Origin of the sequence: Rothia amarae (assembly GCF_042677725.1) — a bacterium.
Taxonomy (GTDB): Bacteria; Actinomycetota; Actinomycetes; order Actinomycetales; family Micrococcaceae; genus Rothia; species Rothia amarae.
On record NZ_JBHUCN010000005.1, the window covers coordinates 200,349 to 224,509 of the forward strand.

Sequence of the window (24,161 nt, forward strand, 5' to 3'; positions counted from 1 at the left end):
GAATACTTGGGTGAAAAGGACTATGAACCCTCTAAACGTCTAGGCATGCCGGCCCCAACAGAACTTTGAGGTCCCCAAAGAGGGCGGGATTGGGCTGAACTCGCAAGTCGGCGCCCAAACGCATGATAATCCGCTTTGTTCGCGTATTCATAGCAATCCGAACTTCTGATTCGCCGCGGTGATTGCGCAAGATAGAGCGCAACTCCCCCAGAGTCTCCTCTGTTGCTTTGAATTCGGGAATGGCGATAACAACCGGGCCCGAGGTGCCGTCGGCAGAAATCTCGGGGAGGTTCAGTTCCTGCGCACTAATGGTCGTCGAGCCATCGTCTCGACGTTGCAGGCGGCCCTTGATAGTACAAATCAAATCTTCTGAAAGCACCGGTGCAATAGGCTCGTAAGCGCGGCCAAAGAACATAACTTCAATGGAACCTGTGCGGTCTTCCAGCTCGATACGGGCGTAAGGGTTACCCGAGGATTTCGCCACGCGACGAGATACCGAAGTAATCATGCCAGCCACCGTGACCACGGCGCCATCAGGTTTATGAGAATCCTCTGCCAAAAGACCCTGCACCGAAGAATCCGATAGCGCATCAAGCTGATCCTCAATACCGCGTAGCGGGTGATCGGACACATAGAGACCGAGCATCTCGCGCTCAAAGTTGAGTTTGTCGCGCTTATCCCACTCGGGTACGTCAGGGATAGTCACCATCAAATCGGTGCTGGGATCGTCGTCATCCATCCCCATACCACCAAAGAGGTCAAACTGTCCCGCTGCTTCCTGGCGCTTGACCGACACATTCGAGTCCACTGCTTCTTCATGAATCATGGACAACGCCCGGCGGATATGTCCCAAATCGTCAAACGCGCCCGCTTTAATGAGCGAATCAATCGTACGCTTATTACAGACGACGGCGGGAACCTTCTTCAAGAAGTCGTGGAAAGACTCAAAGCGGCCCTTTTCTTTACGCGACTGAACCATCGCGTTCACCACGTTGGCACCGACGTTTCGGATAGCACCCATACCAAAGCGAATATCCTCGCCAACAGGTGTAAAGTTCAGTTCTGACTCATTGACATCCGGCGGCAAAACGGTAATTTTCATGTGCCGGCACTCGTTCAGATATAGCGCCAGCTTGTCCTTATCATCGCCCACCGAGGTCAGCAACGCCGCCATATATTCCTGCGGATAGTGAGCCTTCAAATAGGCAGTCCAGTACGACACCAAACCGTAGGCGGCTGAGTGCGCCTTGTTAAACGCATAGTCAGAGAACGGTAGCAGGATGTCCCAGAGGGACTTGATAGCAGCCTCAGAGTAACCACGGTCAATCATGCCCTGGTGGAAACCCTCGTACTGTTTGTCCAGCTCTGCCTTTTTCTTCTTACCCATCGCACGGCGCAAAATATCCGCCTGGCCCAGCGAGTAGCCAGCAACCTTCTGGGCGATAGCCATCACCTGCTCCTGATACACAATCAGACCGTAGGTGGTGCCTAGAATTTCTTTGAGTGGCTCCTCCAGCTCAGGGTGGATAGGCGTGATTTCCTGCTGCCCGTTCTTACGCAACGCATAATTCGTATGCGAGTTAGCGCCCATGGGCCCCGGTCGGTAAAGCGCGATTGTCGCCGAAATATCTTCGAAGTTATCCGGGCGCATCAAACGCAGCAAGGAACGCATAGGCCCGCCGTCGAGCTGGAAAACTCCCAAGGTATCGCCGCGCGCTAGCAAATCATAGGAACCCTTGTCGTCTATATCGAGCCCCTCAAGATCCAAATCAAAATCGCGGTTGAGCTTAATGTTCGAAATAGCATCAGAAATGATGGTGAGGTTACGCAAGCCCAAAAAGTCCATCTTGATAAGCCCCAGGCCTTCACAGGTGGGGTAATCAAACTGCGTGATTACCTGGCCGTCTTGCTCACGGCGCATCACGGGAATAACATCCAGCAAATCGTGGCTGGACATAATAACGCCCGCAGCGTGCACGCCCCACTGGCGTTTCAGACCCTCAATGCCCTTAGCGGTCTCAAAAACCTTCGCTGAATCGGGGTCAGTTTCAATGAGTTCACGCAGATCTTTGGCATCGGAATAGCGTTTATCTTCTTCGTTGTAGACGTTTGCCAGCGCAATGTTCTTACCCATCACGTCATCGGGCATTGCCTTGGTCAGACGCTCACCGGTGGAGAAGGGATAGCCCAGCACGCGGGAAGAGTCCTTTAACGCCTGCTTCGCCTTGATGGTGCCGTAGGTGACAATCATTGCCACTTTGTCTTCGCCGTACTTTTCGGTCACATAGTGGATCACCTCAGAACGACGGCGATCATCGAAGTCGACGTCGAAGTCGGGCATAGAAACGCGGTCAGGGTTGAGGAAGCGCTCGAAGATAAGGTCGTGCTGCAACGGATTCAGCTCGGTAATGCGCATGGCATACGCCACCATGGAACCCGCACCTGAACCACGCCCGGGGCCCACTCGAATTCCGTTATTCTTCGCCCAGTTGATAAAATCCGCGACCACCAAGAAGTAGCCGGGGAATCCCATCTGGGTAATAATCCCTACTTCATAATCAGCCTGCTTGCGTACGTCATCGGGAATACCCTCGGGGAATCGGTAGTGTAAACCGCGTTCAACTTCTTTGACGAACCAGGATTCCTCATTCTCCCCCTCCGGGGTGGGGAAATCGGGCATGTAGTTTGCGTTTGTGTTGAATTCAACGTGGCAACGCTCAGCGATTTCCATAGTGTTATCGCAGGCTTCAGGGAAATCACGGAAGAGGTGGCGCATTTCCTCGGGCGATTTCAAGTAGAACTCATCGGCATCAAATTTGAAGCGCTTGGGATCCTGAAGAGTGGATCCTGACTGCACACACAATAGTGCGGCGTGCGCTTTGGCGTCTTCAGCGTGTGTGTAGTGCAAATCGTTAGTCGCGACCAACGGCAAATTGAGCTGTTTGGCAACCCGGTGCAGATCGGTCATCACGTTCTTCTCAATGCCGAGACCGTGATCCATGATTTCGCAGTAGTAATTTTCTTTGCCGAAAATATCGCGGTAGTCCGAAGCAGCCTGAATCGCAGCGTCGTACTGTCCCAAGCGCAAACGAGTCTGAATCTCGCCCGAGGGGCAACCGGTGGTAGCAATCAGCCCCTTGCCGTAAGTCTGCAACAATTCTTTGTCCATACGGGGCTTATAAAAATGCCCCTCCAATGATGCCAGGGACGACGCACGGAAGAGATTATGCATGCCCTGGGTGGTCTCAGCCCACAGGGTCATATGCGTATAGGCACCGCCACCAGAGACGTCGTCACGACCGGCGTCTTCACCCCACCTAATACGGGTGCGGTCAGTGCGGTGAGTGCCAGGAGTGACATAAGCTTCGACGCCGATAATCGGCTTGATATCAGCCTGTTGTGCCTTGTTCCAAAAATCAAAGGCACCGAAGAGATACCCATGGTCTGTGGTAGCAACAGCCCCCATCCCCAAATCTTTTGCATGGTCGAAAAGATCAGTAATGCGAGCTGCACCGTCCAACATCGAGTATTCGGTGTGTACGTGCAGGTGGGTGAAGCCTTTTCCACTCAATGTCTTATCTCTTCTCTGCTAATCTCACGACGTCTACTCACCAGGCGCGGCAAGGTTTAGAAATTGCCTTCGCGCAGGGAATCCAAAGCGAACTCTAAATCCTGCGGGTATTCGCTCTCAAAATGCACCTGTTTACCGGTTCCCGGGTGCACAAATCCCAGTTGAAAAGCGTGCAACCACTGGCGAGTAAGCCCTAGGTTAGCACTGATCGCGGGGTCTGCGCCGTAGGTTAAATCACCTGCGCAGGGATGGTTCATTGCTGAGAAATGCACACGAATCTGGTGGGTGCGCCCGGTTTCCAGATGAACCTCTACCAAAGACGCTGGCCCAAAAGCTTCCAGCACTTCATAGTGAGTCACAGCGTTACGACCGTCCTCCACCACAGCGAATTTCCATTCGTGACCGGGATGGCGCCCCAATGGTGCATCAATGGTGCCCTTCAAAGGTTCGGGGAGGCCCTGAACCAGCGTGTGATAGACCTTGGTGACCGTACGTTCTTTAAAAGCGTGCTTGAGCTCTGAATAAGCGTGTTCGTTTTTGGCTACTACCATCAACCCTGAAGTACCAACGTCCAGGCGATGCACAATCCCCTGTCTCTCAGCTGCGCCGGAAGTAGATACATTGACACCCAGCCCCAGCAAAGCGCCGACGACGGTGGGGCCGTGCCACCCCGGTGAAGGATGCGCAGCTACACCAGCAGGTTTATCCACTACCACGATGTCGTCGTCCTGATAGACAATTTCAAAGCCATCGACCTGTTGCGGTTTAATATCCGCTAAATCGCGAGGTGCGGGTGCATCAACATTGACGGCGTCGCCGGCTGAAAGCTTATAGCTTTTTGCCGATTTCTGCGGGCGACCCTTGCTGTCCTTTACCTCAACATAGCCCTCTTTAATCCAGGTGGCAGCAAGAGTACGGGGAATAGATAAGGTCTCTGACACTGCCGCATCCAAGCGCAACCCTATGAGCTGACCAGCTTCAAAGGTATGTTGTATTCTCTCGCTCATTGATAAATTCACTTTCAAAATCTAATTTTGTTCTTCTCTGGTGCCATCGAGGTTGATGCCTCGGAAAACCAGAACAACAATTAGCGCCATAGAGACGCAAATGCAGGAGTCGGCGATGTTGAAAATTGCGAAATTTCCCACCGAAATAAAATCGACGACGTGACCCACGCCAAAGCCCGGCGCGCGAAAAAGCCGGTCCGTCAGATTACCCAGGATACCGCCGAGCAGAAGGGCCAGGGTGCAGACCCATACGGTTGCGCGTGCTCTTATAAGGCTGACCAAGCATATTACTGCTGCCACACACATAATTATGGTAAAAACCCAGGTGTGATTCTCCCCCATAGAAAAGGCAGCACCGGGGTTGAGAATATAACGCCAGCGTAGGACACCGTCAATCACACTGATCGTCTCACCCAGCTCCATATTCTTCTGTACCAGGTATTTTACGAGCTGATCTGCGCCATACGCCAACCCAAAAATGGCCAGAGCAAGAAGAGCTCGCGCCCCCGAAGAAGATAGAACTGAGCTCGACTTTTCAACGTCGGAATAACCCACAGGGTCTTCAAGGGGTAAGTTTTTCCCCTGCTCGGATTGGATGCTAGAACGTGAAACCATCTCGACCTTTCGCGAATCTGAGTTACGACGTCATGCACCCCAGCAGACGTGAAACCGTTCTTCTACTTTACCCAAGAAAACACTCATGGCGGTATGCATAACCCGCATATCCGGGTGTGCATACCGCCATATTATGAGTGTTTTCAGAACTTTATACACCGCACGCCACCGATGGGTAGCGTTCAGGGAAGTACCTCAGCCAAGAATTAGTTATTGTGCTGAACGATTTCGCTTTCCACCAAGGGAGTGGACTCCAAGCCCACCAGCTGATCTTCCAGGTAAGCGCGCAAGCCTGAACGGTACTGCTGTTCGAACTGACGAAGCTGGGCAACAGAGGACTCAAGGGAAGACTTGGTTGCATCCAAATCACCCAGAACCTGTGCGCGCTCTTCCTGAGCTGAGGTGAGCAACGAAGAAGCTTCTTCGCGGCCCTCTGCCAACAAACGATCTTTCTCGCGCTGGCCCTCGAGTACGTAATCGTCGTGAACCTTCTGCGCCATTGCAAGCAGCGCTGCTGCACTTGAGGTGCCAGCCGATGCTGCTTCAGGAGCTTCCTGAGCAGGTCCTTCTTCAACTGCGTGAACTTCTTCAGCAGCGGGTTCATCCGCAACAATGAAATCATCATCAGAGAAGGTGGAAACAGACGTTGCTTCTGCCTGTGCCGCGCGAACCTCGGCGTCATCAAGCTGACGCTTCAAACTGGAGTTCTCAGCGTTAAGGCGACGAAGTTCAATTACGATTTCATCCAGGAAATCGTCAACCTCTTCAGGATTATAGCCTTCCTTGAATTTGGTTGCCTGGAACCGTTTGTTAATGACTTCTTCTGGTGTAAGGGCCACTAAAAATTCACCTCTAAAATTTCTGCATAGCTGGACTCCCGAGCGACACAATGAAAATCCCTAAAACATTCATCGCCGTTAGAATTCTACCTATTTTTCGATATTCATAGCCAACAATACATGTGAGTTTATTCAAAATGAATATTTTACTTAGAAAACATTACAAAGCTCTCACTTACTGGCAAGGGAAAACGCGCCACAGAGACAGTGCGAATGCCGAAATAAGAAATTTCAGGGCGCCCCTCGTGTTGCGAACCATACCGGTGATTACCCCTCTTTGACCCACATATCGTCTTCCTACATTGTGATGCAATCCAGGGTTAAAACGCCAGAGCCAAAAGGATGAAATGTCTTCATCCTTTTGGCTCTGCCAAAAATGTTAACAGATTTCCCCTATGCCCCTCAGGAGCTAAGCGCTGTCATCTGCACCAAGAAAGAATACAAAAATGAAACACCAATAATCAGGATAAGAAAACCCAGATCAAGCGAAATACCGCCAAGATTGAGTGGAGGAATTTTTCTTCTCAAAAAATTCATCGGTGGATCGGTCACCGCATAGACGGCAGAAGCAAGCACCAAAGCAGCCCCCTTAGGGCGCCAGTAGCGGGCAAACATCTGTACCCAGTCAAAGACAATGCGCAAAATCAATGCCCATTTGACCAGGTTCACGGCAATAGCGAGCAGTGCAAAAAGGTAAGCCATAGAGAAAATTAATCCTGATCGAACAGATGGGAAGGTTCGCTATCGAGAGCAACCGGAACCTCAGCTCCCTCAGCCCCCAACACTTCCAAATTCGCAGGAGTCAGCAAAAATACCTTATCGGTGACGCGCTCAATGGAACCGTGCAAAGCAAATGCCAAACCAGCGGAAAAATCAACCAGACGCTTGGCCTCAGATTCACCCATGTCAGTGACATTCATAATCACAGGAATACTCTCACGGAAAGACTCACCAATGATTTTGGCATCATTGTAAGAACGGGGGTGGATCGTGGTGATACGGCGCAATTCGTCTTCGCTTTCATCGTTTACTGCTGTGGTCTTAGTGTTTACTGCACGGGAAGCAGGCTTGTTCTCTGCGGACGTCACCACGTGCAGTGGCCCAGTTGAAGCGGGTCCTGCACTCTGCTGGCGGACAGCCGCCCGCGGAGCAGGTTCAGATACTTCTCGCACACTCCGCTGCTGAGATTTTTCTTCGTGGAAATCCAGAACGTCCTCGCGTACCGAACCGCTTTGGGATTCTGAAGGCAGGTGCGCGACGTCGTCGCCAAAGGTGTCTTCCTCAGGGTAGCCGTCGTAGCGATCGTCATCATCAAAGTCATAGGCAACACCGCGAGTGTCGTCGTAAACATCAGCATAATCATGCGGATAATCATCATTCGATCGCCGAGAATCACGCACCGGCTCAGTTTGTTCAGCGAGACCAAGATAAGCCATCGCCTGATGCAGGGTACGTGGTGCCATTTCTACTCCCGTTTACGGTGCATTACCTGATGGAAATGCAATGAAAATATTGTACTTAGTCTCTAAGGTATCAACTAATCCTCAGCATACTGAAAAACGAAAGCTGAGGATATTCTGTGAAGCGTCAATATTCTGGTTCTTATGCAGTGGGGCGGGCGCCCATAATCTTGGACCCAATCCGAACATTCGTGGAACCCCAGCGGATAGCTGCCTCCAAATCTCCGCTCATACCCGCAGAAATTTCTTGTGCAGACGGATGATGCTCGCGGAGCTTTTGCGAAATGTTATATAGCTTTTCAAACGCTGCATCTGGGTTCATGCCCAGAGGAGCCACCGCCATGACACCCGAACATTCCAGCCCTACAGAAGAATTGAGCATGTCGGCAATCTTCAGTAAGTCGTCGAGCTTAGCGCCGCCCCGTTTACCTTCAGCGGCATGCCCAGCGGTAGATCCATCATGGTCCTCTAAACTGACCTGCACTAAACACTTCAGTCCGCCGCGGACTGCTGCGAAAGGTGCCGGTGCTTCTTCCGATTCCCAGCGCGTAACCTGGAGAGAATAAGCCTTCGCCAAAGCCTGAGCTAACGAAATTCTGTCTATCGAGTGCACCTCGGCTGCATATTTCACCACTGATTTAGCTTTATTCGTTTGAAGCTGCCCAATGTAGGACCACTGCAGAGGATCCTGCGCATCAGTAATCTCTGCCAATTCAGTAGCTTTAGCAGACGCTTCCTGATCACGATTTTCCCCGACGTGCCGAACTCCGAGTGAATAGAGCGCCTCGACGTCGGAGCTAGGGAAAAACTTAGTCACCACCGTCAATCTCGGAAGCGGACTCTGGGGATCCCTAACCTGCGAAAAATCTTCGCTCGCAGACTTCACCGCTTGCTGGGCAGCTTCCAAATTAATGCGTAGCTCTTCTCGACGCTCTTGAGAAAAAGACATTTTTATCTCCTCACCTATTTCTCTACCCAGACCAGCCCAGCAAATCGCCCCTGGGGCTCTCCACGGCGGTGGGAAAAGAGTTGTGAATTTTCCAGCGTGCATGCCGCCAAATCACGGTGAATTTGTTGGACGCCGCCGAGGCTCTTCAAGATTGCCTCAGCAGCGGCAGGTAGATCTAGGGCGGGTGTGCCCCACGATGTCTGAGCATAAATTTCAGGAATCAACTGGCTCGATTCCTCGCGCATCTGTTCGGGAACTTCATAGCACTTGCCACAAATCGAAGGTCCGACCCATGCCTGAATCTTGGTAGCACCTCGATAAAGTAGTTCACCGACTGTCTGCTGAATGACACCGTCGAGCAGTCCCTGTCGTCCGGCATGAGCGACAGCAATCACCGGCTTATGGGAAGCAGTTTCTCCCACTAAAACCAGAGGAATACAATCAGCCACCATCACCGCTAGCGGGTGTTCAAACGAGCTCACGGCGGCGTCCGCTACGGGTGCCTCCTGCTTAATTTTCAGCCCCTCCAGAGGGGTCCTAGATTTTCCCACGCTTCTAACATCAGCAGAATCCGGATCAAAAACTTCGATCCCGTGCACCTGCTGTAGATAAGGAAAAGCCCCGTGTGCCAATCTCAATTCGTCCTCCAACCGGGCGCGGTTATCCAGGACTTCACGGGGGTCATCCCCCACATGCAGTCCAAGGTTGCCTGCCTTCACAGAGGTAAAAGCCACCCTCACCCGGGAATCTCCCATAGTAAAAGTAGTCTCAGAAAATAGAAGAGGCGATGTACTCATCATGGGGTTTCCTCACATTTACACTGAGCGCACATCGACTGCACCCAGGCATCACTAATATCTTGGAGATAAAAAATGCGCTTCTTCTCAGAAGCAAGAAGAAGCGCATTTTTAATCAACGTATTGTCATCGTTACTTCAGAAAGTCAGGAACATCCAAGGTGTCTTTACGCTGAGGAGCTGATTCTTCAACTACCGGAGGCAAATCCACATCGAAGCCGTTATTGGAGCTCGAAGAGTTGTTCTGCTGCCAGGAATTATTTGAAGGAGCCTGGTTAGGAACAGTGTTGTTACTACCGAAAGTAGCTGCAGTGCGCTGTTCCTGCTGCGCTGCAGAGTTATTAGCGTTGGAGTTGGTTTCGGGGTTGACCGAATCAAAGCCAGCTGCAATAACTGTGACGCGAGCTTCGTCGCCCAGAGCGTCGTCGATAACTGCACCGAAGATGATGTTCGCATCGGGGTGTGCAACTTCCTGCACCAAACGTGCAGCTTCGTTAATCTCGAAGAGACCGAGGTCTGACCCACCCTGAATTGAAAGCAGAACGCCGTGTGCGCCGTCGATGGAAGCTTCCAGCAGAGGTGAGGCAATTGCCAGCTCTGCTGCCTTGACTGCGCGGTCTTCACCGGATGCAGAGCCGATGCCCATGAGCGCAGAACCTGCACCCTGCATGACGGACTTGACATCTGCAAAGTCGAGGTTGATTAAACCGGGGGTGGTAATCAAGTCAGTAATACCCTGCACGCCTGAAAGCAGAACCTGGTCAGCAGACTTGAACGCATCCAGCATGGAGACGTTGCGATCAGAGATAGAAAGCAGACGGTCGTTAGGAATCACAATGAGGGTGTCAACTTCATCGCGCAATGCCGCAATACCGGTCTCAGCCTGGTTTGAACGACGACGACCTTCAAAGGTGAAGGGTCGGGTAACAACACCAATGGTCAGCGCACCGAGGGAGCGTGCAATACGTGCAACGACAGGCGCGCCACCGGTACCGGTACCGCCGCCTTCGCCTGCGGTCACGAAGACCATATCGGCACCCTTGAGAACTTCTTCAATGTCCTGTTCGTGGTCTTCAGCTGCTTGGCGACCAACCTCAGGATTTGCGCCCGCACCCAGACCGCGGGTGAGTTCACGACCTACATCCAGCTTGACGTCTGCATCAGACATCAACAGCGCCTGAGCGTCGGTGTTGATAGCGATGAATTCAACGCCACGAAGGCCGACCTCAATCATGCGGTTGACTGCGTTGACGCCGCCGCCACCGATTCCGACGACTTTGATGACGGCCAGGTAGTTCTGGGGGGTTGCTGTATCCATGAAGTCCCTCAATTGTTATTTTGATCAGCGCGAAACCCTAAACCTTTAGCTTAGGTTTTGGGGGCTTCAGCATAAAATCTGTTCCTTTTCAGAGAAAGCGTATCAACATCGTTGTAATTATGTCTCTTCAATTCTGCAAAATTCGTCAACTTTTCAGTAAATTGACGGTTTTCAGCACCAACCTATAGTTGAGCTTTAACTATTTCGTGGTAGGCACCAACGGGCTGGACACATCATAGGTAGAGATTGCCCCAGACTCTCCCAAAGTAGAGCGTAACTGAGTTAGAACCTTAGCTTTAAGTTCACTGTCTTCTGCTGTTCCCCAAACCACCTCGGTGTCATCATGCATGTTCAAACTAATCGTAGAAGCTGAATCTGCCTTTGCTTCTTTCACCTCAGCAAGCAAGCTCTGAGGCAACGCTGAAAGAACCGCGGTAATAGTCTTGAACTCCGGCGTCTTCAAGGTATCTGTACCACCAGAAATTTCAGGTAGCCCAGCCTCTTCAACAGAATCCACTTCCCCCAGTTTCACGCCGTCCACATCAACCAGGCTGAACTTGTCGCCGTCCTTGACCACGGCAACCGGAATTCGCTCATGCAGAGTCACCACCAGCTCGTGCGGCGGGCGCGCTTGGATGGTGACGTCCCGCAAAATGTGAGAACTGCCAATCATAGACTGAACTTCGTCTTCGCTAATTCGCGTGACAGGCGTACCGTCTAAAGGTTGTAGCTGCTCCTGAACGGTCTCAGCTGGTAACAGATGCGCGCCTTCGACTGTAATCGTCCGTACCGCCAGCAGAGGAGAGAAGAAGACCAACCCAATGAACACGGCGCCAAGCACGAGCAAGCTCAACAACGCAATAAGCCATTTCTTCCACTTCTGAAAAGATTTGGCAGAGGTACGGGTAGAAGATACCCTGCCGCTCAAGCTCGTAACGTTAGAAACCGTCGGCTCTTCCACAAGTTCCTGGCGAGACCGATTCTGCCTCCACTCAGAAAATTTGCTCTTGGGCTGAACCTTCTGAAGGGTTTCCTGGCTCAACGGCGTAACCTTCGAGCTATTGACCCGAATGGAAGGATTCTTCTTCGTCTCTTTGGACGTCGTTTTTCGACCCTTGCTGTGTTCAGGCATCCCTATTCAGTCTCTCGCTGCTTCTCCTGCAACAGCTCCACCATACGGGGGCCAAATTCTGTCACGTTACCAGCCCCCACCGTCATAATGACGTCACCGGGAAGAGCTTGCCGCACTATCTGTTCCATTGCTTCTTCTGGACTCGCATAGTGAACCTCGGAGAAACCAGCGTCGGTAATAAGACGGCTAGTCACACCTTCGATAGGAAGCTCACGGGCGGGGTAAATATCCATGACGTACGAACGATCTGCAGTGGAGAGCGCCTGTGCAAATTCCTGGGCGAACTCACGGGTTCGAGAAAAGAGGTGGGGCTGGAACAACGTGTACAGGCTATGCCCTGCGGCAACCGTACGACCGGCTTCTAGCGCACGGAAAACTTCGGTGGGATGGTGTGCATAGTCATCAAATACCTTGATATCATTGGCTTCCCCGCGTAGCGTGAAACGGCGGTCGGTTCCGGTGAACTGCGCAACGGCGTCGAGCACCGTCTGAGCTTCTTCGCCGGCAAGTAGCCCGCAGATAAACGATGCCGCAGCATTGAGCTGGTTATGGATGCCGGGGACCTTCAGCAAAATTTTTCCTTTGCCCTGATAATGGTCTTCCTGCAGCGTGAAGTCCCAAACCAAATCTGAGGTGCATACAATTCCCTCACTGGTGGTGTTGCCCAGGCGTACATTTGCCTGATCACTTTGACCGTAGGTCACCACGTTAATACCTGACTCACGGGCGCGCTCTGCCAGATCCATTGCTCCGGCATCGTCTGCGCAGGTCACGAGTACGCCGCCAGGCGCCATCGACCCCACAAAACGATTGAAAGATTCGAAGACTCGCTCGTCGGTGTCGTAGAAGTCCAGATGATCGGGTTCAACGTTGGTCACCACAGCAATTTCAGGGCGGTATCGAACGAATGAACCATCAGATTCATCAGCCTCTGCCACAAACCACCGCTCACCCTCAGATGCGCTCATGCGGGCGTTCGTATCGAAACCAGCGATGACCGACCCGACAGCGAATGAGGGATCCTTATGCAAAGCATCCATCATCACCGAAACCATCGAGCTGGTAGTGGTTTTACCATGAGTTCCCGCCACTGCAATCACATGGGAATCGCTCATCGTTGCCGCCAAAGCCTCAGAGCGATGCAAAACGCGAATACCCTGAGCACGAGCTTCGACCAGCTCAGGGTTATCTTCTTTAATAGCCGTAGAAATGACGACAGTGTCAGCATCGCCGATATTAGCGGCTGCCTGGGGAACTACCACGGTCGCTCCTTGTGAGCGCAATTTCTCCACCGCAGCGCTCTCGGACTTATCAGAACCGGAAACAGTCATTCCCGCTTGAAGCATCAACGTGGCAATCGCAGACATGCCGGCACCACCGATACCCACGAAATGAACCTTACCCAGCGATTTGAGATCGGGGCGCTCGGCAAAAGGCGGGTTAAGAGGGGAGGGCAAATCTAAAGAGAGGTTCATCATTGAATTAGTCATGTTGTGCTACTTTCAAAATTTCTTGGGCCATAGTGCGAGCGGCATTACGAATACCCTGCTGGTAGGAACGCTTACGCATTTCTTCAAGGCGCTGGGAGTCGTTCATGAGCGTAGGAATATTGTTCACAAACCATGCAGCATCGAATTCGGAATCATTGATGAGAAGGCTTGCACCGGCGTCGACGAGGGAAGTGGCGTTCAATGCCTGTTCTCCGTTGCCGATGGGGAGAGGAACGAAAATAGCAGGCACCCCGACGGCAGCAACTTCAGATACAGTTGCCGCGCCCGAACGCACCACCATGAGGTCGGCTGCAGCATAGACATCTTCCATGCTGGTAATGAATTCGCGTTGATGGTACTGAGGTGCGGTGAGAAGATTTCCGTTCTCATCGGCGAGTGCTTTATTACGCCCGGTGATGTGAAGCATTTGAAATCCCCAGTCTTCCAACCGCTGATAGATTTCCCGTACTGCATTGTTGAGGCTCTGAGCACCCAAGGAACCTCCGGTGACGACCAAGGTGGGAAGGTCTGTATCTAGACCTAAACGCTGACGAGCACCCGTTTTCTGGGAGTCCTTATCGAGAGTTTCGATAGCTGCCCGCATGGGCATACCCACGTGGTGCGCGTTCTTAATGGGCGTGTTAGGAAAAGCTGTGGCAACCAAAGCCGCATGCGCTGCACCCACCCTGTTAGCTAACCCTGGTTTTGCATTTGCCTCATGAATAATCACGGGGATATTAAGTTTGCGGGCAGCCAAGTACATGGGAGTACACACATACCCACCCACGCCTACCACTGCATCTGCCTTTGCCTCTTTCAAAATGTTCTGAGCTGTTTTCAGTGAGCTCAGAAATTGCCCGGGGAAAGTCAGAACTTCTGTGGAGGGGCGGCGGGGAAAAGGCACCCGCGGAATGAACTTTATATCGTATCCGGCTTGAGGGACCATGGTTGCTTCCATGCTGTTTTCAGTACCGACGGTCACTATAGAGGCGTCCGGTGACAGTGCTCGAATCTCTCGAGCGATTGCCAACATGGGGTTGATATGCCCTGCTGTGCCACCGCCTGCAAGCACAATTGAAGGAACTTTATTCATTCTTCTCTCCCCAGAATCTCGCGGGCATTTGGCTGTTCTGCCCCTTATTTTACGTTCTTCACTCCCCCAACCTAAAACTCACTTCAGTTGATTAGCGCGAATCCCGATTTTTCTGACGCAGTTTTTTGAGAGGCGCCAGACCTTCAGGCAGGCGCTCTTCCTGTACAGGTGCGGGTGCCGCCTGCTGTTTTTTCCGCTGACTCTGTTGGAGTGGGAGCTGGCTATGCTGGGGACCGGTTGAAGAAGTGGCTCGTACCGTTCTAGTCTGAGGGGTAGTTCCTTCTCCACGAATCTCCGAGCGGCGACGTCGTCCAGAACTTTGTTCTTTCTGCCCGCGTTGAGGAGCGGTACGGGAGGAAACTGTACGCCGGCTATCGGCAGACCGCTCAGCGGCGCCGGCGGGTCGTCTACTTGTTGGTTGCGGACGTTGTTGCTGCGCACGCGAACGTGAACCGCGCGGAGCTGTTGAACGCGGTGCGGTATTTCGAGCACGCTGTTGTGATGCTCTCGATGATTGCCCCACGCCGATTCCTAGATTACGTAAGAAAACCATGATGTCCCAGCCCGCTTTATCACCCTGAGCTTGCAGAGCACGGTTCTCCCGCACCAGCATCTCATTGAGTGGGCGTCGTCGCTTCTCGTCCTTCATGTCAGTCTGCGGCGCAAAAGCATAGTTACCCTGCGTATCTGTAATCGTGAGTAACGGTGTTTGCCGGGCAAATGCAATGAGCACCCCAATAGCTACAAGCGAGGTAATCAGGGATGAACCGCCGTAGGAAATAAGAGGTAGAGGAATACCGATAACCGGCAAGAAACCGGTGACCATTGCAATATTGATCATTGCCTGGCCCATGAGCCAGACCATGATTGCACCGGTCGTGAGAGCGATAAAGCGGTCGGCAGTGCGCATCATGATACGTACACAGCAAAAGACCAAACCGAGGTAGAGCAAAATAATCATCAGCGTACCGATCAGCCCCAGTTCTTCTCCCACGATGGCAAAAATATAGTCGTTGTGAGCTTCGGGAAGGTAGTTATATTTCTGGCGTGACCGACCCAGCCCTACACCCCAGAAACCGCCCGTAGCTAATGCAGCGAGGCCGGCGTTGGACTGATCGCACGTCGCGCCCTCACAGTGCCCGAAAATGCCCAGGACGCGCGCCATGCGGTTGGGCGAAGAAAATACAGCAATTGCACCCGCAAGCACTGCAACGCCTAGCCCGGTGACCATCGCTCTATTACTGAAGCCCGCGAACCATAACAGTGCCAGTAGCATCAGCGCGTAGACCAGCACGGTGCCGACGTCGTGCCCCATCAAAATGAAGAGGACCAGAGGACCCAAGCCCAAGAGGAGAGGGAACAGTCCCTTCCGCGGGAAACGGGCTATATTCCCCTGGTGGATCAGCACCCAACTCCCCCACATGGCAAAAATGAGTTTGCTAAATTCTGAGGGCTGGACTTGAAAAGGACCGAGCACAATCCAGTTTCGGTTACCGTTTACATCTTTACCGATGATGACGGTCAGCAACTGCACCAAGATAGCTACAACCATCAGCGCATAGAGCACATTCTGACGGCGATACCAACGCACCGGCATAAACGCCATCACGCCCAAACCAATAAAACCTAGCAGAGCAAAAATTCCCTGACGCGACACCTGGCTAAAGGGCGAAAGTCCCATCGAAATCTGCTCCACGCTGGAGGCAGAAAGCACCATAATGATGCCAAAAAAAGTCATGCCAATAGCAATAAATAAAAGCAAGATGGGCACACCGCGCAGGGGCGAAATGCTGAGCCTGCGATACTGGCTCTCTCCGAACGCAACAACGTTTCGTTTCAATCGTGCGCCCCAAGATTGCGAAGAACCATTGTGCGGTTTTTTCCCTGGACGGGTAGGGCTGGCAATGCTCAAGCTAATGGTCCCCTTTAGTGTCTCGAATGCTCTTAGTTTCTGTTCTATCACACCAAACACAGGAGTCTTTCACCTCGGACGAGGTGAAAGACTCAAAGTGTGCTCTGAATATGAATTTTTAGGAGTTGATCTCTTCAACGAGCTCTGTCACCGCGTGGATGAACGAGTTACCGCGGTCTGCGTAGGACACGAACTGATCCATGGAAGCTGCTGCGGGCGCGAGGAGCACCGTATCATTTTGCTCTGAGAGCTCGTGAGCCTTAGCTACTGCCTTTTTCAAAACGAGCTTGCCGTCTGCCGAATCCTCAACCTGGTCAGTGATGGAGTAAACGGGCACCAACGGCGCTTCCGCCTCTAAAGCCTGGAGCAGGTTCTTGGTATCGGTGCCAATGACCAACACCGCCTTGAGCCGGTCTGCGTGTTCTTGCACGAGTTCGGTGTAGTCAACGCCCTTGGAGAGTCCACCGGCAATCCAAATGACCGGATTGAAAGAAGCCAGAGAGGCGTTGGTGGCGTGAGGATTAGTTGCCTTAGAATCGTTGACCCACAGCACGCCATGCGTATTAGCGACCAACTGAATACGGTGAGCGCCGGGTTCAAAAGTTTGTAAGCCTTTTTGCACATCTGCAGGGGAAATACCAGCAGCTCGCGCCAAGGCGGCAGCAGCCAGGGCATTCTCAACAGTGTGTTTGGTGGGCAGCGCACCGGTATCGCTAACCGCCGCCACCTCCAGTGCCTCTTTCTGGCGGTTCTCGGTGAATGCGCGATCGACCAGCAGACCTTCCACCACACCCAGCATAGAAACGGCTGGAGTGTCCGCGTGGAAGCCGATGGCGCGGCATCCTTCTTGGACATCTGCCTCTTCTACCATCGAGATAATTTCAGGCTGGTTCGCGTTGAAAACGCACGCTACCTGAGTGTTCTCAAAGATACGTGCCTTATCAGCCAAATAGTTGGGGTAACCTTCGTGCCAGTCCACGTGATCTTCTGCAACATTGAGAACCACCGATGCCAAAGGCGCCATCGAATGAGTCCAGTGCAACTGGAAGCTGGAGAGTTCTACGGCAAAGTACTCGTACTCCACCGGATCACGGAGAGCATCGAGAATGGGCGTGCCCACGTTCCCCACGGCGATAGCCTTTTTACCGGCTGCTTGCAGAATAGATTCGGTCATTCCCACGGTGGTGGTTTTACCGTTAGTACCGGTGATGCACAACCACTGAGGGGTTGCACGACCTTCGCGGCGGTTCAAGCGCCAGGCGAGTTCGACGTCGCCCCAAATCTGAATTTTCTTTTCTACAGCATCTGCGAGCAAGCCCAGGGTCGGGCGGAGACCGGGGCTGGTTACTACCAATTCCGGATCATCGCCTTCAACCTGAGGTAGAGAATCCATAAAAGTGGCGCCCAGCAGGACGTCGGTGGCCCCGACAATCTTCAGCGTTTCAGCTTTTTGCTGGTTAGCTTCTGAATCGTTGCCGTCCACAACCACTACGCGCGCACCCAGTTCAATGAGCGTATCTGCAGCGGCGAAACCGGAGACGCCCAGACCCGCTACTACCACGCGCAGACCAGCCCAGGAAGCGTCCCAGCTCGTGAGCTCTTCCAAGCGCGGATTATTCCACAACGGGTTTTCGTTCGTAGCTTTCACCGGTTACTTCACTACTCCTCCGTGACTGAGCAACCAGTCACCATAGAAAATTCCGAGCGCAGCCATGGTAAAGAGTCCGGCAATAATCCAGAACCTAACCACCACGGTTACTTCTTTCCAGCCACCTAGTTCAAAGTGGTGCTGCAGCGGCGCCATGCGGAAGACTCGCTTGCCACCGGATAGCTTGAAGTAACCCACCTGAATAATCACGCTCATCGCGATGATGACGAACAAACCAGCGATGATAATGAGCAACAATTCAGTGCGGGTCAAAATGGCAAAAGCTGCGAGAGCACCGCCCAAACCGAGGGAACCCGTATCTCCCATGAAGATGGTCGCGGGCGAGGTATTCCACCAGAGGAAGCCAATCAGAGCACCAATCAGCGCCGCCGCAAGCATCGCCATCTGCGAAGGATCACGCACTTCATAACAGACGGCATCGGTAGAACCAGGAGCGCACAGATGCTTGGTCTGCCACATAGAAATCAGCATGTACCCGGAGAACACCATAATGGCGGCGCCGGTTGCTAGACCGTCCAAACCATCGGTGAGGTTCACCGCGTTTGTGGTTGCCGTAGCAATGAGATTCGTCCAAATCACGAACAAGATAAAACCGATAATCGGTCCAAAGAAAGCAAAATCTATCGCCGTATCTCGCGTAAAGGAAATATGAGAGGACGCCGGCGTCCAACCATGGTGGTTAGGTAACAACAACGCCAGAACGGCAAAAATGGTGCCCACAGCTCCCTGCAGAAGAATTTTTCCGCGCGGGGTAAGTCCCTCGGACTGTTTCTTAGAGATTTTCTTATAGTCATCGATAAAGCCAACACCGGCCATACCCAACGTTAAAAAGAGCGCCAGCATGATAGACGCCGAAGGCACCCAGGTGGTGTCGAAGAAAAGGGCCGTCACCCATAAGGAGAGGAAAAAGCCCAATACCGTGGCACCCATAATCATCACGCCACCCATCGTGGGCGTCCCACGTTTGGTTTGGTGGGACGTGGGGCCATCTTCACGAATGAACTGACCGTAGTGCTGCTTCACCAGGTACTTTGTGAACATCGGAGTGCCCACAATTGAAATTATCAGGCCAAAGGCAGCCGCTAGCAAAATGGGAATCATGCGTGGAAATTAGCCTTCCCGGGTCGTATCGTTATCGTGTGCATCGGACATATCGCATGCGTCGGTGTTTGAGTCTACCGCGCCAATCTGGTCGCCGGCGCTGAGCCACTGAGTATTTCTGCCAGAACTCTCGCGGTTCATCAGTTGCTCGGCGGTCGAAACAGCCTCACCTAGCATACCTAAGCCTGCACCGTTTGATGATTTGAACAGGACGATATCGCCAGGTTCCAGCTCACTTTTGAGAAGTTCTAAAGCTTCATCGGTAGACTTTACCCAGGTTGCCTCATTGCCCCAGGAGCCTTCGAGATGGGCCGCATTATAGATGGGTTTGGCGGTTTCCCCCACGGCAATGAGTTTAGAGATATTCATGCGCACGGCAAGCTGCCCTAAGCGGTCATGTTCTTCCACCGAGACATCGCCGAGCTCAAGCATGGCACCCAGTACAGCCCAGGTTCGCCGTCCAGATGCGCGACCCAGCTGAGCCAATGAACGCAAAGCTGCTGCCATAGATTCGGGGTTGGCGTTGTAGGCATCGTTGATGACTGTAATGCCGTCGGCTCGGTCAATTCGTTGCATGCGCCAGCGGGATACGGCGCCTGAGGTATTCAATTTGTCAGCAATAACCTCGGGGGCAATTCCTGCCTGAAATGCGGCAGATGCTGCTGCTAGGAGGTTGTAAACGTGGTGCTCACCGATGAGCTGGGACTTCACATCGAAGGATTCACCGGTAGGAAAATGGATAGTGAATTCTGGGCAGCCGGTTTCCCCTGTGACCAGGTTTTCCGCATAAACGCGTTCTTGTTCTCCACCGTCGTGGTTTTTTGTGCCCACACCAAAGTACAGAGTGGGGACCGCTGCACGAGAAATCATGCGGCGGACGCGGAAGTCGTCATCGTTGAGCGCCAGGCTGACAGTGGAGCCTTCAGCCAATTCACCCTTGGTCTTCTCGATGTTTTCTACGCCGCCGAATTCACCGGCGTGGGCGGTGCCTACTTTAAGGATGACGCCGTGATCGGGCTGGACAATATTCGCTAGGTATTCGATGTTCCCCACGTGATCGGCGCCCATTTCGCTGACCAAATAGCGAGTATTTTCATCGGATCGGAAGATGGTGAGAGGTACTCCGACTTCACCGTTGTAGGACCCCACAGGAGCCACGGTGGAGCCTGCCGTTTCAAAGATGCCTGCGAGGAGGTCTTTAGTGGTGGTTTTACCAGCAGAGCCGGTAATACCGACTACGGTCAGCTCACCCTGGGCTCGCATCTTTTCTAGGCAGTATTTCGCCAAGCGCCCCATTGCTAGAACGATATCGTCAACCTGCACTTGGGCAAAAAGGTTGCCAGCGGCGTCGGAAATAGGGCGCTCTACCAGCGCTAGGGTTGCTCCGGATTCGAAAGCTGCGGGCACAAAGAGGTGGCCGTCCGTGGTTTCTCCCGGCTTGGCTAGAAAGAGCGTGTTTTGGTTAACTTCACGAGAATCAGTGGTGGCGAAGGTGCATTCCACAGAATCTGCTTGCTCAGAGGAAAGGCCAAAAAGCTCGCCTTCTGTTGCCTGAGCTACTTCGCGGGCGGTTAGTAATATCATCTCTTATGCCTCATCAACCATTGCTTGATATGCGGGAAGTACTGAATATCCCTGAGCTTGCAGTGAACGTGCCACTTCTACGCGATCATCGAGTTCTAAATCGACTCCGGCGACTTCTTGAGCTACTTCGTGCCCGCGCCCTGCCACCAAAATTGAATCGTGTTGGCCGGCAAGTTCAATAGCTCGTGCAATTGCCTGTGATCGCGGTTCGATATTGAGAATCTGTTGAACGCGAGCACCGTCTTGGTTTGCTTTTTGCACACCCGCTTCGACTTCAGCTCGAATGGGTTCGGGGGCTTCGTCGTGGGGATCGTCGTCGGTAACAATCACGATATCGGCGTTGCGGCCTGCAATTTCGCCCATGATGGGACGCTTAGTCTGATCGCGCTCCCCGGTGGCGCCAAAGACTACTATCACTTTGCCGTCTTCTTCTGCCGGGTCAAGCGCCTCTAGTGCCCGCTGAAGAGCATCGGGATTGTGGGCGAAATCTACGATAGCGGTAGGTTCGGTAGAAATGAGTTGCATGCGACCGGGAACAACGGGGGTGAGAGTTTCTGTCTCCGCGAGTTGAGCTTCTAAGGCATTGGAATCAATGCCTGCTTCATAGACCATGACCGCAGCTAGTGCCGCGTTGGAGACGTTGAAATCTGCCGGTAGCTGCGTGGAAGATTTAAGGCGGACGCCGTCGCCGCGTACCACTTCAAAGGAGTGCCCGATACCCTGCCGACATACGGCAGTAAGAGCCCAGTCAAAAGTTTCAAGTTCGGGCAAAGATTCATAACCGTTCCCGTGTGCAGTAAAGAGACGAACAACGCTTTCCCGGCCCAGAGCGTCGATAGCTTTCTGCGCCATCGACTCGCCCCACTGATCATCAGCAGTAATAACTGCGCGGGATGTGCGGTCTGGAGTAAATAATTGCGCCTTAGAATCGCAGTAGTTCTCCATGGTGCCGTGCAAATCCAGGTGATCTTGGGTGAGGTTCGTAAAGCCTGCGACGTCATACTTCACGCCGTCGACTCGCCTGTAGTCAAGAGCGTGGGAGGAGACCTCCATAGCCATTGAGGTAATCCCCTGCTCGCGCATGAGGGAAATCAGCGAGTGCACATGCGTTGACTCCGGAGTGGTGAGTTTCGAGGGTATGGATGCCCCGCCCGCAAGAATTTCGATGGTTCCAATCAACCCGGTGGTATGCCCCAGGTGCTGCATGATGGAATTGACCATATAAGTAGTGGTGGTCTTACCGTTAGTACCGGTCACTGCAAAGAGAGTAGGTGCAGACCCGTCTGCAGGCTGTGAACCGTAAATTTCTGCAGAGAGAGGACCGACGATGCCGCGCAGGTTCTCCGTGCGCAACAGCCCTATCTGCGAGCTGGTGTCTTTGCACAGTTCTAACCCTGCTCGATCGGTCAGGATAGCAGCGGCACCTGCCTCGACCGCGGTTTTTGCAAAGGAAGCGCCGTGAACTTTTGCACCGGGCAATGCCACGTAGAGATCCCCGGGCTGGATTTCGCGTGAATCCATGGCGATACCTAGGATAGGGGCGTTTTCTTCCGAGAGGAGTTCGACGTCAAATCCGCGGTCGTTTAACCAGGTAAAAATCTCTTGAGCGGTGTGTTCCTTCACCGTCGCAGGCCGGAGAGTCTGCGCTGTTCCTGCGAGTGCGGAATCGTTATTGCTCATCGGGTTCTGTGCTTTCATGATTTATTGATTCTATCGTCTGAGACGCCCATTGGAGGTGAGGCGGTCACAGCCTCGCTGTATCTTCCGCTGAAATTCCTTATCCCTTTTCGTCGTGTCCGTCGGGGAATTTAGGAATTTCAACAGGTTCGGTAGTGGAATAGGGAACCTTGTAGGTGTGCAAGACTTTCTCCATGATTTGTGAGAACTGGTCGGCGCCGCCTGCAAGACCTACATTGGATGCATTGGATTGGGGACGCTGAATAGTCACAGAGACCACGAACTGGGGATTTTCTATGGGCGCCACGCCAAAGAATGAGGTGGTGTAGCCGTCGTAACCCGCTTGCGTTTCGCTCGGTGCCTGCGCAGTACCCGTTTTGCCGCCGGTACGGTAGCCAGTGATTTGCGCGCCCTCGGCATTCTGAACCACCACGTTTTCCATGAGCGAGAGAGTTTCACGGGCTGTTTCCTCAGAAATAATCCGCCTACCTTCTTCGACAGGAATGGGGTGTTCGGTGCCGTCGGGATCTATAACAGCTTCTACAATGCGCGGCTTCTGATAAATGCCCAGGTTGCCCACGGTTTGGAAGACCAGGGAGGTCTGTAGCGGAGTTTGTGCCACACCCTGACCGAAAAGAACGGTGTACTGCTGGCGTACATCCCAGTCGGTGTAGTTAGGAACAAGCCCCTGGCTTTCACCAGTAAGTTCGATGCCGGTCAGCTCCCCCATGCCGTACTTTTTCAGCCAGTTATAGCGCTGCTCTTTACTGAGTTTTTTGCCAGCGAGTACGGTACCGGTGTTCATCGAGTCGGTGATGATGCCGGAGAACGTACGTTTCTGGGCGGGGTGGGTGAACGCATCGTTGATAGTTTGACCCTCGATTTGGAGTTCGGCGGGTACATCAAAGACCGTGGTGGGCGTGACATCGGTGTCCTCCAAAACGGCGGTGGACGTCAAGATTTTTTCGGTAGAACCCGGTTCAACCGCCTGGCTGATGGAGCGGGGCGTCATATCTTCGAGTTCAAATTTCTCCGAACCGGGATCCATCGTCTTAGAGTCTCCCAGCGCGATGATCGAGCCGTCGTCGACCTTCATCACGACGACGGTGCCCCACTGTGCCTTCAATTCTTTGACGCGTCGTGCGATAACTTCCTGGGCAAAATATTGGATGTCCTGATTGATGGTAAGACGAACATTCTGCCCATCTTGAGCTTTCTTAGTCTGTTCGTCGCCCACGGGAATACGAATGCCGTCAGCAGAGATTTCAAAGATTCTTTCACCGTCTGTACCGCGCAGAGCTTCGTCATAGACCCGCTCGATACCGGTGGAATTGTTGGTGGTCTGAGTCTTATCGGATCCTTCAACCGCAGCTTCAATCATGCTGAATCTGCCGACTACCGAACCGCCTACAGAACCGTTGGGGTACATGCGTTCGGATTTAACTTCACCGTAGAGGAAAGTAGCCCCCAGATCCATTACTTTGGTGTAGACCTCAGGGGTCACGTTTTCTTTAATGACCTTGTATTTGCTAGTGCCGTCGAGGGCAGATTTGACCTCAGAATCTTTCATGTCCAAGATATCTGCCAGCTGATACACCAGTTGCGTGGGGGTAACTTCTTCTTTGTCCTGCGACTGGTTGTTCTTGAAACGCTGAAAAGTGGTGACCGCGCTTTGATCTACGGTGATGTTGTAACGCTGGACTGACCTGGCCAAAACCTTATTGTTCGTATCTAAAATTTGGCCACGCAGGGCAGGAATAATCTGAGTTCTGGTGCGAGACTCTTTGGCTTGCTCAGCGATACCGCGAGGGTCAAACCCCTGAAGATAAAGTAACCGGGTGCTCAGAATGCCGAGGCCACCCACCGCAGCTGCACTGGCAAGAAAACCACGCCGCCCAATACCGCGCGGGTCGCCTGGATTGACTCCGTTAGAGTTCTGAGGTGCCAC

General features: G+C 52.9%; 18 protein-coding genes. All 18 read right to left on the reverse strand.

Going from position 1 to position 24,161, the window contains the following annotated elements:
• Positions 1-31: 31 nt before the first annotated feature.
• Positions 32-3,571: a DNA polymerase III subunit alpha gene (dnaE, locus tag ACFR81_RS02285; RefSeq protein ID WP_343873985.1), complete on the reverse strand. Its 3,540-nt coding sequence runs from the start codon at positions 3,569-3,571 to the stop codon at positions 32-34.
• Between the two features lie 56 nt (positions 3,572-3,627).
• Entirely contained in the window at positions 3,628-4,578 is a 951-nt protein-coding gene (locus tag ACFR81_RS02290) for an RluA family pseudouridine synthase (protein ID WP_190616718.1), read from the reverse strand.
• 21 nt (positions 4,579-4,599) lie between these two features.
• Positions 4,600-5,193 (reverse strand): signal peptidase II, encoded by a 594-nt coding sequence (lspA, locus tag ACFR81_RS02295; protein WP_083147120.1) that lies wholly within the window; start codon positions 5,191-5,193, stop codon positions 4,600-4,602.
• 206 nt (positions 5,194-5,399) lie between these two features.
• Positions 5,400-6,032, reverse strand: a complete 633-nt coding sequence (locus ACFR81_RS02300) for a DivIVA domain-containing protein (protein WP_068168647.1) — start codon at positions 6,030-6,032, stop codon at positions 5,400-5,402.
• 402 nt (positions 6,033-6,434) lie between these two features.
• Positions 6,435-6,734: a YggT family protein gene (locus ACFR81_RS02305; protein ID WP_145174299.1), complete on the reverse strand. Its 300-nt coding sequence runs from the start codon at positions 6,732-6,734 to the stop codon at positions 6,435-6,437.
• A gap of 8 nt (positions 6,735-6,742) precedes the next feature.
• Positions 6,743-7,282, reverse strand: coding sequence for a cell division protein SepF (locus tag ACFR81_RS02310; RefSeq protein WP_141669340.1), 540 nt, complete (start codon positions 7,280-7,282; stop codon positions 6,743-6,745).
• 352 nt (positions 7,283-7,634) lie between these two features.
• On the reverse strand, positions 7,635-8,441 hold the full coding sequence (locus ACFR81_RS02315) for a YggS family pyridoxal phosphate-dependent enzyme (RefSeq protein WP_343873994.1): 807 nt from the start codon (positions 8,439-8,441) through the stop codon (positions 7,635-7,637).
• A gap of 14 nt (positions 8,442-8,455) precedes the next feature.
• Positions 8,456-9,241, reverse strand: coding sequence for a purine nucleoside phosphorylase YfiH/LACC1 family protein (locus ACFR81_RS02320; protein WP_343873997.1), 786 nt, complete (start codon positions 9,239-9,241; stop codon positions 8,456-8,458).
• 129 nt (positions 9,242-9,370) lie between these two features.
• Positions 9,371-10,555, reverse strand: coding sequence for a cell division protein FtsZ (ftsZ, locus tag ACFR81_RS02325; protein ID WP_151146786.1), 1,185 nt, complete (start codon positions 10,553-10,555; stop codon positions 9,371-9,373).
• A 199-nt stretch (positions 10,556-10,754) separates the two neighbouring features.
• Positions 10,755-11,687, reverse strand: a complete 933-nt coding sequence (locus ACFR81_RS02330; protein ID WP_145174293.1) for a cell division protein FtsQ/DivIB — start codon at positions 11,685-11,687, stop codon at positions 10,755-10,757.
• A 2-nt stretch (positions 11,688-11,689) separates the two neighbouring features.
• Positions 11,690-13,177: a UDP-N-acetylmuramate--L-alanine ligase gene (gene murC, locus ACFR81_RS02335; protein ID WP_343874003.1), complete on the reverse strand. Its 1,488-nt coding sequence runs from the start codon at positions 13,175-13,177 to the stop codon at positions 11,690-11,692.
• The gene (gene murG / locus ACFR81_RS02340; RefSeq protein WP_068168658.1) at positions 13,170-14,270 is read right to left on the reverse strand and encodes an undecaprenyldiphospho-muramoylpentapeptide beta-N-acetylglucosaminyltransferase; all 1,101 of its coding nucleotides are present in this window, start codon (positions 14,268-14,270) and stop codon (positions 13,170-13,172) included. Before murG ends, murC begins: the two co-directional genes overlap by 8 nt.
• Before the next feature lie 91 nt (positions 14,271-14,361).
• The gene (locus ACFR81_RS02345) at positions 14,362-16,182 is read right to left on the reverse strand and encodes a peptidoglycan glycosyltransferase FtsW (protein WP_343874006.1); all 1,821 of its coding nucleotides are present in this window, start codon (positions 16,180-16,182) and stop codon (positions 14,362-14,364) included.
• Between the two features lie 118 nt (positions 16,183-16,300).
• Positions 16,301-17,830 carry a UDP-N-acetylmuramoyl-L-alanine--D-glutamate ligase gene (murD, locus tag ACFR81_RS02350; protein ID WP_343874010.1) on the reverse strand — a complete coding sequence of 510 codons (1,530 nt, stop codon included), beginning with the start codon at positions 17,828-17,830 and terminating at the stop codon, positions 16,301-16,303.
• 3 nt (positions 17,831-17,833) lie between these two features.
• Positions 17,834-18,952, reverse strand: coding sequence for a phospho-N-acetylmuramoyl-pentapeptide-transferase (mraY, locus tag ACFR81_RS02355; protein ID WP_068168666.1), 1,119 nt, complete (start codon positions 18,950-18,952; stop codon positions 17,834-17,836).
• A 9-nt stretch (positions 18,953-18,961) separates the two neighbouring features.
• Positions 18,962-20,536, reverse strand: coding sequence for a UDP-N-acetylmuramoyl-tripeptide--D-alanyl-D-alanine ligase (locus tag ACFR81_RS02360; RefSeq protein ID WP_343874013.1), 1,575 nt, complete (start codon positions 20,534-20,536; stop codon positions 18,962-18,964).
• A gap of 3 nt (positions 20,537-20,539) precedes the next feature.
• Complete coding sequence (locus ACFR81_RS02365) at positions 20,540-22,234, reverse strand: UDP-N-acetylmuramoyl-L-alanyl-D-glutamate--2,6-diaminopimelate ligase (protein ID WP_343874015.1); 1,695 nt, start codon at positions 22,232-22,234, stop codon at positions 20,540-20,542.
• A 79-nt stretch (positions 22,235-22,313) separates the two neighbouring features.
• On the reverse strand, positions 22,314-24,161 hold the full coding sequence (locus ACFR81_RS02370) for a peptidoglycan D,D-transpeptidase FtsI family protein (RefSeq protein WP_068168675.1): 1,848 nt from the start codon (positions 24,159-24,161) through the stop codon (positions 22,314-22,316).

Coding starts and splice junctions, on each gene's coding strand:
- ftsZ (WP_151146786.1), bottom strand. CDS start 10,555: ATGGATACAGCAACCCCCCAGAACTACCTGGCCGTCATCAAAGTCGTC.
- ACFR81_RS02320 (WP_343873997.1), bottom strand. CDS start 9,241: ATGATGAGTACATCGCCTCTTCTATTTTCTGAGACTACTTTTACTATG.
- ACFR81_RS02330 (WP_145174293.1), bottom strand. CDS start 11,687: ATGCCTGAACACAGCAAGGGTCGAAAAACGACGTCCAAAGAGACGAAG.
- murC (WP_343874003.1), bottom strand. CDS start 13,177: ATGACTAATTCAATGATGAACCTCTCTTTAGATTTGCCCTCCCCTCTT.
- ACFR81_RS02360 (WP_343874013.1), bottom strand. CDS start 20,536: ATGATATTACTAACCGCCCGCGAAGTAGCTCAGGCAACAGAAGGCGAG.
- ACFR81_RS02315 (WP_343873994.1), bottom strand. CDS start 8,441: ATGTCTTTTTCTCAAGAGCGTCGAGAAGAGCTACGCATTAATTTGGAA.
- ACFR81_RS02305 (WP_145174299.1), bottom strand. CDS start 6,734: ATGGCTTACCTTTTTGCACTGCTCGCTATTGCCGTGAACCTGGTCAAA.
- lspA (WP_083147120.1), bottom strand. CDS start 5,193: ATGGTTTCACGTTCTAGCATCCAATCCGAGCAGGGGAAAAACTTACCC.
- ACFR81_RS02365 (WP_343874015.1), bottom strand. CDS start 22,234: ATGAAAGCACAGAACCCGATGAGCAATAACGATTCCGCACTCGCAGGA.
- ACFR81_RS02290 (WP_190616718.1), bottom strand. CDS start 4,578: ATGAGCGAGAGAATACAACATACCTTTGAAGCTGGTCAGCTCATAGGG.
- mraY (WP_068168666.1), bottom strand. CDS start 18,952: ATGATTCCCATTTTGCTAGCGGCTGCCTTTGGCCTGATAATTTCAATT.
- murG (WP_068168658.1), bottom strand. CDS start 14,270: ATGAATAAAGTTCCTTCAATTGTGCTTGCAGGCGGTGGCACAGCAGGG.